The 19,660-nt window shown below is 39.9% G+C and carries 14 protein-coding genes; 9 read left to right on the forward strand and 5 right to left on the reverse strand.

All coding sequences use genetic code 11. The features are described 5' to 3' along the window. Positions 1 to 4: 4 nt before the first annotated feature. The 5 genes from M1D52_RS24200 to M1D52_RS24220 all read right to left on the reverse strand — a co-directional run bounded on the left by M1D52_RS24200 (position 5) and on the right by M1D52_RS24220 (position 9,044). Complete coding sequence (locus M1D52_RS24200) at positions 5 to 3,022, reverse strand: SusC/RagA family TonB-linked outer membrane protein (protein ID WP_437394165.1); 3,018 nt, start codon at positions 3,020 to 3,022, stop codon at positions 5 to 7. 343 nt (positions 3,023 to 3,365) lie between these two features. Further along, the gene (locus M1D52_RS24205; protein WP_457941741.1) at positions 3,366 to 6,428 is read right to left on the reverse strand and encodes a ligand-binding sensor domain-containing protein; all 3,063 of its coding nucleotides are present in this window, start codon (positions 6,426 to 6,428) and stop codon (positions 3,366 to 3,368) included. After that, a complete protein-coding gene (trhO, locus tag M1D52_RS24210; protein WP_013664708.1) occupies positions 6,310 to 7,275 on the reverse strand; it encodes an oxygen-dependent tRNA uridine(34) hydroxylase TrhO in 966 nt (321 codons plus the stop codon). Before trhO ends, M1D52_RS24205 begins: the two co-directional genes overlap by 119 nt. A gap of 141 nt (positions 7,276 to 7,416) precedes the next feature. Then, positions 7,417 to 8,322 (reverse strand): helix-turn-helix domain-containing protein, encoded by a 906-nt coding sequence (locus tag M1D52_RS24215; RefSeq protein WP_437394164.1) that lies wholly within the window; start codon positions 8,320 to 8,322, stop codon positions 7,417 to 7,419. A 167-nt stretch (positions 8,323 to 8,489) separates the two neighbouring features. Then, entirely contained in the window at positions 8,490 to 9,044 is a 555-nt protein-coding gene (locus tag M1D52_RS24220; RefSeq protein WP_130854570.1) for an outer membrane beta-barrel protein, read from the reverse strand. Between the two features lie 321 nt (positions 9,045 to 9,365). Here M1D52_RS24220 and M1D52_RS24225 point away from each other — a divergent pair, with 321 nt between their 5' ends. The 9 genes from M1D52_RS24225 to M1D52_RS24265 all read left to right on the forward strand — a co-directional run bounded on the left by M1D52_RS24225 (position 9,366) and on the right by M1D52_RS24265 (position 19,561). Next, entirely contained in the window at positions 9,366 to 10,214 is an 849-nt protein-coding gene (locus tag M1D52_RS24225; protein WP_437394163.1) for a UDP-2,3-diacylglucosamine diphosphatase, read from the forward strand. A gap of 144 nt (positions 10,215 to 10,358) precedes the next feature. Continuing rightward, positions 10,359 to 11,339 (forward strand): DUF6427 family protein, encoded by a 981-nt coding sequence (locus M1D52_RS24230; protein ID WP_013664704.1) that lies wholly within the window; start codon positions 10,359 to 10,361, stop codon positions 11,337 to 11,339. Positions 11,340 to 11,457: 118 nt separating this feature from the next. Further along, positions 11,458 to 12,771, forward strand: coding sequence for a porin family protein (locus tag M1D52_RS24235; RefSeq protein WP_013664703.1), 1,314 nt, complete (start codon positions 11,458 to 11,460; stop codon positions 12,769 to 12,771). Between the two features lie 74 nt (positions 12,772 to 12,845). Beyond that, the gene (gene lptC, locus M1D52_RS24240; protein WP_013664702.1) at positions 12,846 to 13,406 is read left to right on the forward strand and encodes an LPS export ABC transporter periplasmic protein LptC; all 561 of its coding nucleotides are present in this window, start codon (positions 12,846 to 12,848) and stop codon (positions 13,404 to 13,406) included. A gap of 137 nt (positions 13,407 to 13,543) precedes the next feature. Further along, the gene (locus tag M1D52_RS24245; RefSeq protein ID WP_013664701.1) at positions 13,544 to 15,649 is read left to right on the forward strand and encodes a SurA N-terminal domain-containing protein; all 2,106 of its coding nucleotides are present in this window, start codon (positions 13,544 to 13,546) and stop codon (positions 15,647 to 15,649) included. 116 nt (positions 15,650 to 15,765) lie between these two features. Continuing rightward, a complete protein-coding gene (locus M1D52_RS24250; RefSeq protein WP_013664700.1) occupies positions 15,766 to 16,281 on the forward strand; it encodes a DUF2480 family protein in 516 nt (171 codons plus the stop codon). 46 nt (positions 16,282 to 16,327) lie between these two features. Beyond that, positions 16,328 to 17,104, forward strand: coding sequence for a DUF3108 domain-containing protein (locus M1D52_RS24255; RefSeq protein ID WP_130855137.1), 777 nt, complete (start codon positions 16,328 to 16,330; stop codon positions 17,102 to 17,104). 48 nt (positions 17,105 to 17,152) lie between these two features. Continuing rightward, complete coding sequence (locus tag M1D52_RS24260; protein WP_437394205.1) at positions 17,153 to 17,722, forward strand: DUF3109 family protein; 570 nt, start codon at positions 17,153 to 17,155, stop codon at positions 17,720 to 17,722. 285 nt (positions 17,723 to 18,007) lie between these two features. Further along, positions 18,008 to 19,561 carry a Do family serine endopeptidase gene (locus M1D52_RS24265; RefSeq protein WP_013664697.1) on the forward strand — a complete coding sequence of 518 codons (1,554 nt, stop codon included), beginning with the start codon at positions 18,008 to 18,010 and terminating at the stop codon, positions 19,559 to 19,561. The last annotated feature ends 99 nt before the right edge of the window (positions 19,562 to 19,660 follow it).

Here is a 19,660-nt window from a genome sequence, read left to right on the forward strand (position 1 = left end):
GATCTTAAAATGTCAAATTTAAACCAAACATATAGGTTGAATAAATTGGATATACATCCAATTCGATACCTGAATTAATTGCCGAGCCCGCATTACGCCGATCAGCATCGGAAATATTTCCTGAGGTTGCACCTCCAATTTCGGGAGTAAATCCGCTATAAGATTTGAATACAAACGGGTTTTGTGCAGTTGCAAACACACGTAACTTACTATCTTTTAAGAATGTCCATTTTTGATTGTCAAACGTATAGCCTAATGTAATGTTGTTTACTCGCAAGAAATTACCGGATTCGACATAATATGTAGAGGGCCGAGGAATAGTATTGGATGCAGCAGGCCCAGAAGCGTTCTGATTTTCCGGTGTCCAGCGATTAGCAAAGACTTCTTGTTCTACCGCATCATTGCCAAATCGTACAGCGCGTTTACCATTGAAAATTTTGTTTCCTAAGTTTCCGTAGAGATCAAACGACAGATCAAACTGTTTATAATTCACACCCGCATTGAATCCGAAATAAGCTTTTGGTTGATAAGACCCGACAAACACACGATCGTTGTCGTCGATAGTACCGTCTCCATTTACGTCTCGGTAAGTAAAGTTCCCCTGATCATCATGGCCAGTCACTTCATAAACCCAAAAGCTGCCCACGGGTTCGCCTACTTGGGTCATGGTAACAATTTGTCCATTGCCAAGACTTCCTCCCTGTAACCTTAGGTTTCCAGTAACTTCGTCGACGATATTTTTATTGAAAGTAACATTTCCGCCAAATCGATAGGAGAAATCGTCGTTTACCCGATTATCCCAATTCAAGGCAACTTCAAATCCTCTGTTCCGAACACGAGCTGCTTGTGTATAGACAACTCTGTCTGCATCGCCGAAGAGCGAAGGAATTGTTACCGGAACGTAGGCGTCGGTCAACTTATTGTAATATCCAAAGCTTCCAGATAACTTTCCTTGAATAATACCGAACTCCAATCCAGCATCTACTCCTTTTGTCGTTTCCCACGAAGCGCCCGCATCCCGTATTTGATTATAATTGATCCCAAGCACCGGATCAAAATTAGGAAAACCAAAAGGATAATACCCTGTTTGAGAAACGCCTAATAAAGCTGCCAGGTTATTCCCTGAAATACTGATGTCATTTCCAACTTTACCGTACCCAACTCTTAGCCGTAAATAATCAAATAAATCTTGATCCTTCATAAAGTTCTCTTCACCGATATTCCACGAACCACCAATTGAGTAAAAAGTTCCCCACTTATTATTGACAGGGAATGAACTTGACCCGTCTCTACGCAAAGAACCACTAATGTTGTATCGACCGTCATAGGTATATGTTAATCTTCCAAAAATGGATTGGCGGCGTACCAAATCACCGCCATTAATATTGTTGTTTGGATCAATAGTAATTGTCGATACATCTCCTTGACTGATATACCATAGATTTCGTTGATTAGGGACATCTAATACTTGAACGTTTGACCTTGTTGCACGGTCTCTTTCAAAGGAATAGCCTACGGTGGCGTTAACTTCGTGCTTCTCCGCGAAAGTTTTATTGTAAGTAGCTTGGTTATTCCAAATGTAATAGAAGCGGTTGTTATCCAATACATTTAATCTCGAGCGATTATTTTGCTGCGCACTGAAAACGGTGTACACAGGAGCATATTGAAGACCATCTCCATTTGTCTTATCGAAATTAAAATCACTTCGTAAAGTCAAACCCTCCACGGGTTTTAAAGAGATAAAGCCATTTCCCTGCAAACGTAACGTATTGGTAAAGTCATTGGTATAATTAATCGTCGCTACAGGGTTTCCAACATTTAACCCTGGTTGATACCCATAACTACCGTCTTCATTATAGATAGAGGCCGCAGGCGACATCCGGTAGGCTGACGCAAAAACACTTCCGGGAATATTATTCGACTTGCTGTAGGTTACGGTAAGATTATGACCAACAGAGAGAATTGGAGCTAACTTATACTCATTATTTACCCTTGCGTTAAAGCGATCATATTTTGATCCTTTTAGAATACCTTGATCGCCAAAGTAACCTGCACTAAAGTAGTACGTTGTCTTTTCTGACGACCCACTCACGCTTACGTCATAATTGTGGACTAACCCTTGGCGAGTTACGGCATCCATCCAGTCAGTGGTTTGATTAGGCAAATTATTCGGATCGAATAACAATTCAGGTTCTTCTCCCACGGGTGTCCCATTAATGATCGCTTCATTGGTATAAATCGCATAATCTCTACCACCAGCCATATCTACCTTGCTAGTCATGTTTCGAAAACCAGCGTAAGCATTTACATTCACTTGCATTTTACCACTTTGACCGGTTTTTGTAGTAACCAATATCACACCATTACCAGCCCTGCTACCGTAAATTGCTTGAGCAGACGCATCTTTCAACACTTCAATGGAAGCGATATCCGAGTTATTAATATTCGTAATATCGTCCGTAATTACACCGTCTACCACATAAATCGGATTTTGGTTCCCTGTAATTGATCCTACCCCACGGATTCTTACTTGCGGTTGCGAACCAGGCTGTCCCGAAGCGTTAATCTGTACGCCTGATGCCTTTCCTTGTAGGCCTTGTGCCGCTGTCAACACGGGCTGTTTGGTAATTTCTTCTGATTTAACGGAGCTTACTGAACCGACAATCTGGCTCCGCTTTTGTGTACCGTAACCAACAACTACCACTTGATCCAATACCTCGCTCTCACTGGCCAAGGTAACATTAATGGTGGTTTGATTGTTTACGGCTATCTCCTGTCTTCGATAACTGATGAAACTAAATGTTAGGGTGGCATTCGACGGTGCCTTGACATTATAGTTACCATTGGCGTCCGTCTGGGTCCCTTTACCCGTCCCTTTGATTAATACACTCACGCCTGGAATCCCTGTTCCATCGAGCGAATCTGTTACCTTACCTTGAATGGTTATTTCCTGCTGCGCGAAAGATGGCGCTGCGATAAAAATAAATAAAACCATTAGGCAGTACGTAAATCTGTACCTCATAGCTTTTTTGATTGGTTATAAATTGTCTCTTTAATATAGTTGGGTTTTACTCTCCTAAGTGAGCGCACCCTCATTAGTGGTTAACAAAACAAAGTTGCCCGATTGTTTTAAAATTTGGAAAAAAAGAGACTCTACATCAATACATCAAGCGTAAAACCACTTGCTCATTTCTGGATTATATTTTTTTAAAACGCTGATTAACAAATAAATAATCTGATACATCACCTCTCATATTTATCGGTAAGTGTGTACTTAATACACGAAGTGTTTGATGAGGTAATGATGTAGTGTTTTACCTTACATCTAATAGGGTCTATAAGGATATACCAAAACAAGAGGGCCACTACACATCCATTAGAAACTCGGTAAGATTCTGGTCGTGCCCAAGGTTTAATTTTTTCCGTAATCGATATCTTCTGATTTCAACTCCTCGAGTGGTGATATTAAGTAAGGAAGCAATTTCCTTGCTTGACATGTTCATTCGCAAATACGCACACAGTTTTAGGTCATTAGGTACCAACTCGGGATAGTTGGCTTTTAACTTTTTAAAGAAATTCTCGTGCGCTTCATTAAAACTTTCTTCAAAGAGATTCCAATCGCGCTCATCGCTCCGAGCGTCGTCTATAATCTTGCTGATCCTTTTTAGTTGATCACTTGATAACCTGCGTCCATCTCCGTCCTTCAATTGAAGCAACTCATCATGTACATTATTCAGCAACTCATTTTTATAGACAATATTCATGGCTGAATTGGCCAATTCTCTATTTTTGCTCGCAAGCTCCTTTTCCAATTGACTATTTTTCATCCTGAAAAGTCGCTGCTCATTTTCAAACATTTCTTTTTGTAACCGCTCCTCCTGCTCATGCAACATTTTTTGCTGCACTTCCTCGCGATGCCTTTTAAGCTTATATAAGTAATAACGTCTAACGCCGTAAAGCAGCAGCAAAAACAGCAACGCATAGGCTATCCAGGCCAAGCTATTTCTATACCAAGGGGCACTTATTTCAAAAGAAAGTGCACTGACCGACGTTACATAACCATTTACATTTGCTCTTACCCTAAAGATGTATTTACCCGGTGAAAGATTGGTAAACTCCTTCTGAGTGATACTGCTCCAGGCCGACCAGTTCTTTGAGTTTCCCTCCAGTTGATATTGAAACTGAATGGTATTGGTAGAAAAATAGGGCAACGCGAAAGTAATACGTATATTATTTTGTTTGGCTTCCAAAATAATTTCGCTCGATTGATAAAATGCGATTGGTTTGGCTGTACTATCAGCAATATCTTCTACCTTCTGGATAATTGGCGGGGCAATTTGTTGTTGCGGGGATCCGGTGACTTTTCTATAAAGCGCGAAACCGTCATCTAAACTAACTAACGATAGGTTTGGCGTGAGCAAGTTTACATTTTCATAAAAACTCAACATACGGTTATTCAACACCGTGAAACCAGTAGAATCAATATGGACTTTGCCACCATCACCAAAACCAACCAACGCCAAATGTCCTTTACGAATGAACCAATATTTGCCACCCGCAGCCGGCATTACCTTGTTTGCATTGGCAAAGGTACCCAAGCGTTCATTCAGTTGGGTATAAGCATGAAAGTGATCCGCTATCTCATCATGTAAATAAAACCCGGAGTCTGTTGCAAAAACGACTCTACCGGCTATATTAAATACGTTGACATACGGACTTTGAGGTAACCCATCATCCTCTGTATATTTCTTTTGATGCCGAACAAGGGTAGCTTCATTATTTAGCTGGACAGCATACAGGCCTTTGTATCCACTTACCCAGAATCGGTTGTTACTTATCTGCTCGAGGTATTGAACAGGTTCGTTGAAGTTCCCTAGTTTCCGATCAAAAGTCCAACGATTATTACTCTTCTTAAAAAGAGCTAAACCCGTATAGGTTCCCTGTATCAGGCTATCACTCTTCCCTTGTAAGGTATGTAAAGTATAGCCTCCGGTAACCGTTGATAGCCAGTGTGGCCGCTCGTTTTCGACCCGAAAAGTTCCATTGTTATGACCGCAGAGCAATTCGTCGCCTAGGGTATAGAGCTCCCAAACTTGTCCTTGTGAGCCTTCTACTAGTCGGAAATCGAAACGATTATTGTTGGCTGGCCAATTACTGTAATAGAGTCCCTGATTAGTCCCGATATAGAGTTTGCCTTTGTAGATTTTCGAGGTGTAAACAGTACCTAAGATCCCCGCGCGATCGTCAAAGTAATAAATAGGTGAATTGATTTCTATACGATCGATTCCATTGTCCAAACCAACCCATATATTTTGAAACGCATCCGACTGTAAGCTTAAAACGGTATTATTTTGCAGGCCATTGCTTTTGTTTATGTGCTGAATGAGCTTCCCTGCTTGGTCAAGTATGTAAACCCCATTTAAAATGGTCCCGAAAGCATATTGATTTCCAAGTACTTTCAGCCCATTATTGAGTTGGTATTGTCTTAGCGCTACGTCTGCTTCGTTGATCCAGGGCCGAGCATCTCCATTTTCAAAGATAAACAAACCACTTTTGGCCGTACCAATAAGCAAGGCATTGGATGTGAAAGGAAGTATGGAAAGAATGATTGAATTTCCATAGAATTGTTTATCTAAAAGTTTTACGAGCTTTCCGTCTTTGAACTCGAACAAGCCTTTTGATATTATTTCTACCAAATAACGTCCATTAACTTGATATAAGAATAAAAAAGGGTCTTTTGTCTTTAATACGCTTAACTTTCCATTTTTGTAGGTATAGATGGCAGAAAAGGATTGAAAAAGCACTTGCTCATCATCAACATAAATCTTCCAAATTTCGTCATTGACCTTGTCCGCTTCCGTCAGTTGATCACTTAATGAGCGGTATACCAGCAAACCGAAAGCATTTCTTTCCCATACACCGAATTGGCCAAATCCGCCGGTATATATTTCCCCCTCCCTTCCAACAGCAACACCTCTCACCAAAATTTTGCGCGGCATGGTATTTAGATCCCAATGCTGCCCGTCAAAAGAAAGCAAACCATCGCTATTGGCAAAATACATTCGCCCGTCGGGCCCGTAGCTTGCCGACCAGTTCTGGTTCCCCGCCTGGTAGAAAGTTTTACTGAAATTTTGGACAAGAGGCGCACCGGCAAAATGGACATCGCCCATAGCAACTGTTTGTTTAGCAACAGGCGCTCCGATTCTTGGCCTACTTGGCTGCGCCATTGCCGGTTTAAGCGAAAGGCTAAGAAGCAACAGAACTAATAGGCTAAAAGAAAACGACCAATTGTTGCGCATACAGGCTAAATTAGGTCTTTGCCGGAAATTTTTTATGTTTTCTTTTGCTGAGATTGACAGTTTGTGGAATTTTGACATAATATCCCGTTCCGTCGTACTCTCTTTTTCTAGGGTGTGCTTTACACGCATCTGAACAACATCCATCCATCTTCCATCCGCATTCGTCGCATTGGGTAAAATGCTCATTGCATTCAGGATTGGCACAATTGATCATCTTAGTGGTTTGTGTGCCACAATTAAAGCAAGTAGATACGACTGAGGGATTTACGGTGTTCACGTCGACCGCCACACGGTTGTCAAAAACATAGCATTTCCCTTCAAAGTCTTTTCCGCCAGCTTCCTTCCCGTATTTTATAATCCCTCCATGTAATTGGTATACTTGTTCAAAACCTTCATGCAAGAGTAAAGCGGATGCTTTCTCGCATTTTATTCCGCCGGTACAATAGGTAAGGATCTTCTTGTCTTTATACTTAGCAAGTTCCTTAATCTTTTCCGGAAATTCCCTAAAGTTTTCAATGTCTAAACGTACTGCGTTTTTGAAATGGCCAACTTTATGTTCGTAATCAGACCGAACATCTAATACCACTACGTCGTCCCGATCCTTCATTTCAAGAAACTCCTTGGGTTCTAAATGTACACCTGTTTTCTTTGTTGGATCAATTATATGCGGGTCTCTCAATCCCGAATGCACAATCTCCGGTTTATACCGACAATGCATCTTAACAAATGAAGGTTCATCCACCTCGTCCACTTTAAAATCTGTCTTAGCAAAACGAGGATCAGCATGCACGGCATCCATATACGCTTGACATGCTTCCGGTGTACCTGATACTGTTCCGTTCAGTCCTTCATTTGCCACAATAATACGTCCGACAAGTCCTAAAGACTTACAAAAAGCTAGATGGTTTTCGGCAAATTCTTCTGCGTTTTCGATTGGGCTGTAACAATAATACAGCAAGGTTTGATATGCTTTCATATGTCATTGATACCGCTGCAAACGGCGTTTAATGTTTTTTAAGGTGCAAAGATAAGAATTATTTGCCTTTTATTGATAGCGAATGACCTAGTTAGCCTTCATTACAGACTCTTCACAGCTTTGAAACGAATTGCGCTCGTGCTATCTCGCATATTGCAAACTGTAAAGTTGCTGAAACGCAGTCGGATTATATCCGGCGATATGCTTAAAGAAACGACTAAAATGCGAGCTTGTGTCGAAATTAAGTTTACCGGCGATCTCTTTAACACTTAGGTCTGACGTGGTTAACCAATATTTGGCCTCTTCCATGATCCTGCTGTGTATCATATACAATGCCGTTGTTCCTGTATACTCTTTAACCACTTCACTGAGATATTTTGCGGTCACGAAAAGGTGCTCCGCGTACTCCTGAACAGTTCTTTTGGTTAAGAAATGATCATCAATAAGTCGTTTAAATTTATTGACCAGCTGCTGCTGCCGCGAAGGCAAAGTCAGTGCCTTGGCCGAAACATGCGTACTGGCGCGACTCGTTTCCAGAAGAAGTTCAATAAACAGCAGTCGCAACATCTTGTCGCGAAACAACTTACTGTTGTGATATTCTTGATGTAGTCGCTTGAAAGTTATCTGAATGGTAGCAAAATTAGGCTTAGTTAACGTGCATATAGCGGGTTCATCAAAACCATTCACCAATACATTTTCAATCAATGGCTCTTGAAAAACTGCATTAATAATAAAATCCTTCTTAAAAAGAATAATATAGCTCTGGATATCGGCTGTCAGTGATTCAAACACTGTTGCCGGTGTCAGTTTAATAAGATACAGCGTCCCCGGGGCTAGCTTAAATGAATAATTTTCTATATTGACTATTCCCTCTCCTCTAACATTTAGAATAAGAGACATGTATTCATGTAAATGAAAATTAGATAAACTTGTTAAGGTATTTCGGTTAGCCTGCATGACAATAAAGTGGGGGTTTTTGTCCACTGCGGAGTTGAAAGCAGGATCGTTCTTCTCAGTTATTACTAATTTATTTAAGGAATTGCTCATATATTACCTTTTGATCATGCAAAGCAAAGCATATCCTATCGTAACAAGGTAAATTGAATATCATATTAACATAGGTTTAATGTCAAAAACAGGCAAAAAAAACCTGTTTCCAAAAGGAAACAGGCCAAATTTAAAATAAACAAAAATCACTAAGCATCTAGGGGTTCTTACAAACCGAAACCATAAGCTATCCGTAAACCAAAGAAGTTATTGCTACTTCCATTGTCTGTAAATTTGCTATTACCTTGAAAACGTACACCCGCATCCAAGTAGCTTTTACCACCTAAATTGAATTGATAGCCTACTTGTGGTGCATAGGCAAATGTAGCAGATTTAGTGGCGCCTATATCGTCTTTGTTTGTTAAGAAAGACACCCCAGCCTCGCCTTGAACATAAAAGTTCCCGACAGGAAAATATTTCAAGCCTGCTTTTACAGGAAGCAATTGTAAGTCTTCGCCGGAAATGCCATTGAAATCTTTTGCAAAGAAATTACTGAATCCTGCATTCAGGGTTACGTATAAATCATTTTTCAGGATCGGGTATTCAGCTTGTATTGAACCTCCCACGCTCCAATCATAAGCATCTCCGAAATCTCCTACCGGTAAACCAAACTCCGGTCCAACGCTTAGACGAAAGCCTTCGCGGTCTTGCGCCTTAGCAGAAAATGTAAGCAAAGTTAATGCAGCTAATATAAATGTACTCAGTTTAATTGCCTTTTTCATGTTTTTAAAATTAATTGTAAGTTTTTCTCATTATTGTTACTAAGAAGTTGATAGCGTCTTTCTATCCAAAAAAATTGCTGCTTAATGATTCTTATTAATTTGTTTTTACAACACAAAAGTAGTTTGACAAATCAGCGCCATCAATTCCAAAAGGTCGGATTATGGAACCAATTTTTCGGCTAAATGAAATAATGGATATGAATTTGGAAGCGTCAGGCATAAAAAGTTGATATCGAAGAGCCGATGCAAACGAAATATAACAACTAATTAACAGCAACTTAACAATATAAATGTTACTTTGTATACAAAGTTTATACTTTGATGTCAAAACGTGCAATAGAGCTGGTGGTTATCTCAGATGTTCATCTTGGGACCTACGGATGTCACGCTAAAGAGCTCCTAAATTACCTCAAGAGCATTAAACCTGAAAGAATCATATTAAACGGCGATATCATTGATATCTGGCAATTTAGCAAACGTTATTGGCCGGAAAGCCATATGAAAGTGGTCCGTAAGCTGCTCAAATTTGTGGCCGAAGGTATCCCTGTTCATTATCTGACGGGCAACCACGATGAAATGCTTCGAAAATTTGCTGATTTCAATCTTGGCTCTCTGCAGCTTAGCAATAAATTGGTACTTCCGTTATCAAACGGCAAAGCCTGGATATTCCATGGTGATATCTTTGATGTAACCATGCAGCACTCAAAATGGCTAGCACGCTTAGGTGCCATTGGCTATGATTCACTGATCTTGCTTAACAGCTTTGTAAACTGGTGTTTAGTTAAAATGGGCAGGGGAAAGATGAGTTTTTCCAAGAAAATCAAAGCAAGTTTTAAAGATGCTGTTAAGTTTATCAACAACTTCGAAACGATCTCTGCCGAGCTAGCCATTGAAAAGGGATATCAATATGTGATTTGTGGCCACATACACCAACCGGAAATAAAGGAAATAGAAACAGAAAATGGCACGGTTACTTATTTAAACTCCGGCGACTGGGTTGAGAACCTGACTGCCTTGGAATACAACAAAGGTAAGTGGGAAATTTACCGTTACAGCAAAGATGAAATGGCAAATACTGCATCAGAGGAGATTGATCCTTTTGAAAGTGAAGACCTAAATGAAAAACTGAACGTAAACAAGTTGTTGGCGCTATTGAAAGCTGAAGATTAAGAATCCCCAATGCTTGAAGTCTGTCTCTCCTTTTTCAACGGATATCCTTCTAACGTGACAGCTTTTTACTTTTACTTTTTACTTTTTACTTTGATTACACTAATATTGTAGTTCTATACAGATAGGTAAAAAGCAAAACAGGTAATGATCAATTTATTTAGAAAATTTACTCCCTCTAATCTTCTATTTTTAATAATCATCGCCTGCTTCCTTTGTATAGGGGCTTTTATTCACATGCCGGAATCGTTCCATCCGATTCTTTTTGAGCAAGCTATTATGACGTTTGTGAAAAACGCAAACGATTTAACATTTACGCCTTTAGCAAGTATTCTCCTCACCCTAGTGATTACCATTGCGCAAGCGCTGTTATTAAATCGGATCGTCGACAATCATAATTTACTGGGTAGACCCACTTTTTTGCCTGCGTTAATGTACGTAACAACCGCCAGTCTTTTACTGCCCTTTCTCGCTTTAACTCCTACACTCATCTGTAATTTTTTATTGATCTGGATGATCGATAAATTGCTGAAAACCTATCATCGTGCGGAAGTAAAATCTACCCTATACGATTTAGGCATGTTGGTTGCGCTCGGAACCTTATTCTATTTTCCTTTCATCCTCATGTTCTTGCTTTTATGGATAGCACTCATTATTTTCAGACCTTTTGATTGGCGCGAATGGATTGCCGGACTGCTTGGCTTTATAACCATCTACTTTTTACTGGGCATCATTTATCTTTGGAAGGATCGCATTAATGATTTTTACGCCATCTGGAAGCCTTTAACCAACCCAATTCCCACATCATTTCATATTGAGCTTTATGATTATTGGGTGTTAATGCCCTTGGCCCTGGTTTTGATTCTCTTTTTAAATACCCTGAGAGAAAACTTTTATAAAAGCATTGTCCATGTAAGAAAATCCTTTCAATTGCTGTTTTTTATGTTTCTGTTCGGCATTTTCTCTTATTATTTGAAAGCCGATGCACCGCAATATCATTTTTTAATATGCGCACCGCCTATCTCTATTTATATGGCCTACTATTTTAATTTCGCGAAAACCAGTTGGTTTTATGAAAGCGTATACGCTATTTTAGTCATTGCCATTTTATACTTTCAACTTTTTTAACCAAGTAAAACTGTTTGTTTTAACCTTTTTTAACAAAAACACCCCACTTCACAACTAAAAAATAAATAGCTTTGCAGTCTTGAATTGACATATATAGCTTCATGAACAGTAGATCCGCATGAGATTACACATTAAGAAATACCTTTATATCATTGGAATATGCGTTAGTGCAACCGCTAGTGCACAATCGAACAGCAGCTCACCTTATTCGGCATTTGGGCTAGGCGCTTTAAGGGGCGACCAATTACCGCAATACAGGGCAATGGGTGGACTGTCAACAGGGGTGCGTAGTTTAGGAGGCTATAGCAATATTAACGTAGCCAATCCGGCCGCCTATTCCAGCATTCGCCTATCAACGTTTGATATCGGAGCTTACATGAACAGAACCATCCTTGAAAAAGGAGGAAACAGTGAAGCAAGCGGAAATTTTGCTTTAAATCATATTAATTTTGCCATTCCTTTAAGTCAGCGTTCTGCCTTTAGTTTTGGCCTTATGCCCTTTTCGGATATGGGCTATAACTATGCCTCGCCTATGTCATTCGGCTCCGGAGATACAACACGGGCGAACAGAGCTTTTGCGGGTGAAGGCGGTCTCAGTAAAGCTTATATTGGATACGGGGTACAGATCGGCAAATACTTCAGTGTGGGAGCGAATGTATCGTATTTGTTCGGAAAACTAAATAATATTAGTGGAATCGAATATCCTAACCAACTAGGAGCTACTAATTCGAGAATTGAGAATAAACGGGATATTAACGGCTTTAATTACGATTTAGGCCTTCAATATCACACCACCTTGAATGAAAAAACGCTCCTAACACTTGGCTATACCAACAGTTTGGGCACTAAGCTTAATTCTACTGCTTCCGAAATTGTAACACGTATATCGAGCAATATATCTGACGGTACGATCAATTCGGTTTTGGATACCGTATCTTCTTATTTTGGTAATGAAGAAAAGATAACACTCCCTATGCGCCATAGCTTTGGCTTCAGTATTAACCGTGCTAATAAATGGTTACTAGGCGCTGATCTTCGTTATGCTAAGTGGTCCGATTATAAAGATGGATCTGTCCTGGACGATCAAACGAAATTCAAAGACAGTTACGGGGCTAGCCTTGGAGGCCAATGGACTCCTGATATTACTTCTATTCGCTACTGGAACGTGGTTGATTACCGTTTCGGATTACGCTATGATAAAACCTATTTAAATCTAAACGGGCAAGACATAAAGGATATGGCCGTTAGTCTGGGCTTAGGGCTTCCCATCCGGGCACAGTCGGGTATTCAAGCTTATTACAAAATCAACCTGACAGCGGAATACGGACAAAGAGGAACCCTAACCAATAACCTGGTTAAGGAAAGGTATTTTAATTTTACCGTTTCCTTTATGTTGAACGATCGTTGGTTCCAACGGTATCGATACGACTAAGCAAAGAGAATGGGGCAAATGAAATGTATTTGGTGACTCATCAATTAATCTATAGGTTCCAAAAAAGACAAGCCATGGTTTTTAAACAAACCATGGTTTCGTTGTTTTTTGCTGTCTTATTCCTATGTTCTTGCGAAAATGACCTAAAGGATGTCGAGCGCATAGCGAACATTAATGCTGAAGAACCGATTGATGTCTCTTATGGTGTTACCGTCATTTACAGTGATTCGGCGGTCGTAAAAGCTAAGTTGATTTCCAGCAAAATGATTAAGCATAATGTAGATAGTCCCTTTTACGAGTTCCCAAAAGATGTGCTTTTGATCTTTTATGATAAAAACAAAAAAGAGGAGAGAAGAGTCACCTCTAAATATGGTCTATACTTTGAAAAGAAAAACCTGGTCGAATTGAGGCATAACGTGGTTGTTACCATGGCTGATGGAACGATCTTCAAATCGGAAGAACTTTTTTGGGATAACGATAAACGGATTTTCTTCAATAAACTGCCATTGACCATCACCAGTCCTGATGGAAGTATATTGGAAGGGAACTTCTTCGAGGCTGATGAAAATTTTGAACACCGGAAAATAAACGGGGCAAGGGGAGTATACAATTTAAAAGAAGGTGATGGATTATGACAATACTCCATCGCAAATACTTTTTTTATTGTTAAAAATTGTATCTTGCGCCCTCATTTAAAAATTTGTTGAATTTTTATTTTAAATACTTATAATAAAGAACTTAAAACCTTCAATCAAAATAGTATAAAGAGCATATGGGATTAATGACCTTTTTGCGAAACCGCGCGGGAATAATCATTGTAGTAATTATCGGTTTAGCAATCGTAGCATTTTTATTAGGCGACGTTATCCGCTTCGGCACCCCGTTTTGGGCATCTCATCAAAATGAGGTGGGTAATATAGATGGCGAATCTATATCGTATACGGATTTCAATAATCAAGTGGAACAAAGCATCAACAATATGCGCCAGCAAATGGGGGGCAATATGAGTCCACAAATGACATCCTATGCGGTTGAAGATGCATGGAATCAAAACTTAAGACGGCTATTACTCGACAAAGAACTCGAGCGTATTGGTCTGGGTGTAGGAAAGAACGAGTTGCAAGATATGGTAACCGGTAAAAATCCATCACCGATGATTGCGCAGAATTTCGGCAATCCACAGACCGGAGAAATAGATCGCAATCAATTGAACCAATTTCTTGCCAATGTTGCAAAAGAACCTGCAAATAGCGAGCTAAGTAGACAGTGGGGTACTTTTTTGGAAGCCATGAGAGATAACCGTCTACAGCAGAAATATAACAACCTGATACAAAACAGTGTTTACGTAACTTCCTTAGAAGCAACCGAAGATTATAATCAACGGAATAAAATTGCCAATTTTAGCTACGTTTTGTTAGATTATGCTTCCATACCCGACAAAGACATCAAGTTAACGGACGCTGATTATCAAAATTACTACAACGAACACAAGGCCGCTTTCAAGAATCAGATGGAAACGCGTTCTTTTGACTACGTTGTATTTAATGCGCAACCAACCGCACAAGATACGGCTTTAGCCAAGGAAACGATTACTAAACTAACGGAAGAATTGGCCAAGTCTACCAATGACTCGTTGTTTGCTGTATCCAACTCGGAGCAAAAGAGACCCGTTTCTTACATAAAGAAAGGAACCTTGAGCCCTGCTTTGGATTCACTGGTATTTAGCGCGGCTAAAGGTTCAACTGTAGGGCCTGTATATTCGAACGGTGTCTACGAGTCTGCAAAAATATTGGATGTACGCAATAGTCCGGATTCGGTCACCGCACGCCATATTTTATTAAATCCTGCAACAGAAGGCGGAGTCGATAAGGCCATGGCAAAAGCAGACTCTATCAAAAACCTTATTCTAAAAGGAGGTAACTTTGCTGCACTGGCAGTGGAATTTGGTACGGACGGGACAAAAGATAATGGCGGCGAATTAGGTACATTCGCTAGAGGCAGCATGATCCCTGCTTTCGAAAATGCTGTTTTTGATGCAAAACCAGGTGATGTATTCGTTCTAAACACACAATATGGTGTGCATATCATTAAGGTAGATGCACAAAAAGGGATGTCTAAAGTGGTAAAGGCAGCTATTATCGATAAAAGCGTGAGTAGCAGCAATGAGACGTTAAGAGCAGCTTATAGCAAAGCATCCGACTTCTTTGGAAAAGCAAATAGCCAAAACTTTGCTGAAGAGGCCAAAAAGGCTGGTTTGACCGTAGAACATGCGGATAACATTACGCCCATGCAAGGCTATCTGCCTAACCTTGAAACACCAAGGGAAGTGATTAAGTGGGCTTTCAAAGCCGAAAAAGGCGATTTAACGGACAAGGTCTACGAGCTTGACAATCAATATGTGATTGCTAAATTGACTAATATTCGCCCCAAAGGACAGTTGTCTTTGGAGGATGTGAAGAAAGAAATCGAGCCGGCAGTATTAAATAAGGTAAAGGCCACAAAGCTAGCACAGAAGTTGAACGATGCTCTTCAAGGCGCAAAATCAATTGACCAGATAGCACAAAAAGTTGGAAAAACACCGAAAGCAGAACAAAACATCGTTTTTGCAAACCCGATATTACCGGGGGTTGCACAGGAGAATAAAGTGGTAGGAACGGTGTTCGGATTACAACCGAAGCAGCTATCTAAGCCAATCGAAGGAAATCAAGGTGTATATGTGGTACAGGTTACTGACTTCGTAAATCCTCCTGCCTTAGATAAAGTTGATCAACAAAAGCAACAAGTTAGACAACAACTGAGACAACGGGCTTCCAACCAATCCTTCCAAGCTTTATTAGATAAAGCAGACATTAAGGATAATCGTGTGAGGTTCTACTAAAATTATTTATTCATACCTTTGTATCCGGATAGCTATAACATACTATCCGGATTTTTTATTTTAAGACGGCCTAACATTAGTGGCAATAGAGGAATTTTGTAATTTATTCGAGGGGTATGGAAATTCAAGAAAACATAGTAAACAGGGTTGCAAACAGTGGTCTGCTAACCTTTGATTTAGCATCACTCAAATCAAAAGCTGAAGTAGCCGTTTACGATATAAAAGACAATTTATTTCAGGGACTTATTTTACGTGAAAAGGATTTTCGTGCCTTTGTAAAAGAAAACGACTGGTCTAAATACGCAGGTAAAAATGTGCTGATTACTTGCAGTGCAGATGCAATCGTTCCTACATGGGCCTATATGCTTCTGGCTAATAAATTGGAACCTTATGTAAATGAGCTTTTTTTCGGGGACAAAAAAACCTTTGAAGATATATTATTTGAGCGTGCCTTATCCAATCTGGACATAGAGCAGTTCAGAGACCAGCGAGTAGTAGTAAAGGGTTGCGGAGACATAAAAATTCCGGAATCGGCCTTCGTTACCTTTGCTTATAAGTTATCAAAAGTTGCCAAAAGTATTATGTACGGTGAGCCTTGTTCTACAGTTCCTATATTTAAACGAACGACATAAAGTATCGTCTAAGCATTGGTTAATGCTTAGCGATAAATAATTTATGATGAAGAAACTACTAGCGGTTATTATCTCAGTTACGTTTTCAGCCCATGTGTCCGCGCAGGTCTTACCCTATTTAAAAAAGGGCGTATTTCAACCGGGAGAAGAGCTGACTTATAAGCTTAAATATGGCTTTATTTCGGCAGCAGAAGGTGTATTAAAAGTCTTACCGTCTGATCTAACGTTTGATGGAAAACCAACATATCATTTAACAGCTGTTGGTAAGACTTCAAAGGCATTCAGTATCTTTTATAATATACGTGACCAATACGATTCGTATATTGATCAGAAAACATACCTTCCTTATTTCTTTAGCGAGGATATCAAAGAAGGTAAATATAGGAGAAACGATAAGATTCGATTTTATCAAGATAAAAAGAAGATTGAGGCAACGCGTGGCAATTTTACCGCTAAAGAATCGCAGACATTCGATTTGCTATCTGCCTATTATTTTTCGAGAACACTAGACTTATCGAATATAAAGGAGGGAGAATCATTTAAGCTCTCTTATTTTCTAAAAGACTCTTTAGCTTATCTCTACATTACCTATTTAGGTAAAGAAAATATAAAAACCCCTCTGGGAACATTTAGGTGCCTGCGATTTAGCCCATCATTGGAGCCGGGTCGTGTATTTAAAAAAGATAGTAAACTTCATCTTTGGGTAACGGATGATGATAACCGAATACCGGTAAAGGCACAAGTAGATATTTTAATAGGAGCGGTAACCTTGGAACTTACCGGCGCCAAAGGTTTAAAATATCCACTGAAAACAACTAAGTAACGACAAAAAGACATAAAAACGCCATTTTGTCGCAATATTAACGATATGATGATTGAAGTTAATGACGTATTGGTTAATGAGGAAATCATTAAAGAACAATTTGTCTGTAATCTGAACAGATGTAAAGGAGCGTGTTGCGTGGAAGGCGATTCGGGCGCACCACTCGATCAGCACGAGTTGACTATACTTAAGGAGATTTATCCTGAAGTAAAACCCTTCATGACGGCTAAAGGAATTGAGACCATTGAAAGCACCGGAACACACGTGGTGGATGAAGACGGTGATTTGACAACGCCATGTGTTGACGGAAATAAGGAATGTGCATACGTGACCTGGGAAAATGGTATTACAAAATGTGCGATTGAGATCGCCTATCAAAAAGGTCTTATACATTGGAAGAAGCCCATTTCCTGCCACTTATACCCCATTCGTATTACGAAATATCCGGAATTTGACGTCCTAAACTATGATCGTTGGCATATCTGTCATGACGCTTGTTCCTATGGAAGGGAGTTAAAGGTTCCTGTTTATAGCTTTCTGAAAGAACCATTAATCAGGAAATACGGAGAAGAATGGTATAAAGAACTGGAGGAAGCAGCAAAATCCCCACATATTTAATGGCTTTGTAAGTTTTTCATATTAATCTTGTTTTTTAAGTTTTCTTTAACATTTTTTAACAGAAATGACAAGCCAAAAATTTGGCTTTAAGCACCAAATGGTATTACTTTTGAAAGAGTCAAATCAAAGTTTGCAGACTTGACTAAAACAAACAGGAGAGCGAAGGACTTTTACTAGGGGTCCAAATTTTTATCGAATTTTCCTTGAACGAAAAAAAGCAACACCCTGGTAATAAGTTATCAAGCTCCGCATAATGGTACAAACCGCTAAAAAATAAAATAGAAAATGAAGAAAATAGGATTGACACTACTAACAGCCCTTATTGGTGGAGCGGTGGCTGTTGGAGGTTACAAATTGTTGGAGAAGAAACAAATTAGCCAAATGTCGTTTGAAGAGCGGCAACAACTTCACTATGCGAATAACCCGAGTAACATAGCAGCTTCAACCGGTAATCTTGATTTCACGCAAGCGGCCGCAGCAGTTACTCCCGCAGTAGTTCACATTAAAACAGAATATGAGCAATCGGGTCGATCGGGCGGTGATCCTTTTCAGGATATGTTTGAGGAATTTTTTGGCGCACCGAGAGGACGTCAGCGTCAAGCGCAGCCGGCAAGGGCTTCAGGTTCCGGGGTAATCATTTCCAATGACGGTTATATCGTAACGAATAATCACGTGGTGGAAGGAGCTGATAAAATCACCGTTGAACTTACCAATAAAAAGGTTTATGATGCCAAAATCATTGGCCGCGACCCGAATACTGATCTGGCATTAATCAAAGTTAATGCAACAAATCTCCCAATTGTTAAATTAGGTAATTCAGATAATGTAAATATTGGCGAATGGGTTTTAGCTGTGGGCTATCCTTTAGGTTTACAATCGACCGTTACAGCAGGTATCGTCAGTGCGAAAGGTCGCGCCATCGGTATATTAGCTGATCAACAGAGACAAGAACTTTACCAGCAGTGGCAGCAAAATGGCGCAGATCCGAATAATATACCGGCGAGCTCTGCAGTCGAATCGTTTATTCAAACCGATGCAGTGATCAATAAAGGAAATAGTGGCGGTGCACTGGTAAATGCCAACGGCGAGTTAATTGGTATAAATGCTGCCATTATGTCGCAGAGTGGCTACTATGCCGGTTACGGTTTTGCCATACCGGTTAACCTGGTTAAAAAGATTGCCGATGACTTTGTAAAATATGGAAGCGTAAAACGCGGCTATGTAGGCGTAACCTTCCAAGAGCTCAATACCGAAGTAGCGAAAGAATTGGGTGTTGCCGAAATTAATGGTCTTTACATCAATAGTGTAGTGCCAAATGGAGGCGGTGCCGCAGCAGGTTTGAAAAAAGGTGATATCATCACTAAAATTGACGGAAATGTAATCTACTCAAGTCCAGACCTACAAGAGCGTGTAGCAAGACTACGCCCTGGTGATAAAGTTAAGTTGACGTACAAACGCGATGGAAAGGAAAAAGAAGTAGTTGTAACCTTGAAAGGAGATGACTCCATTAAGTCAGATAAAGAAGGTAAGAGTGGTAGTAACCGTAGTACTGCTGAACTTTACAACAAGCTAGGCGCAGGCTTCATTCCAGCAAATGCACAATTGAAAAAGAAGTTCAACATTTCTTCGGGTGTTGTCGTATCTGAAGTGAGGAGAGACGGTTTATTTGCCGAATACAATGTTCCAAAAGGATTTATCATTACAGCGATCAATGGTAAACCGGTTAATAATGTGGATGATGTCGAAAGCGCATTAGCATATGGCAAGAATGACATGATTCAGCTTAGCGGTGTTACGCAAGACGGGGCTCGTTATACGTCGACATTCCCTTTAAAATAACATAGTATATATAACCTTTAAACAGAAAGGGTTCTTCGCAAGAAGAGCCCTTTTTTGTTATACGACATCCAGGATCAGCGCCTTCTGCCAATCATCGAA

The sequence above is a fragment of the Olivibacter sp. SA151 genome (assembly GCF_054130995.1).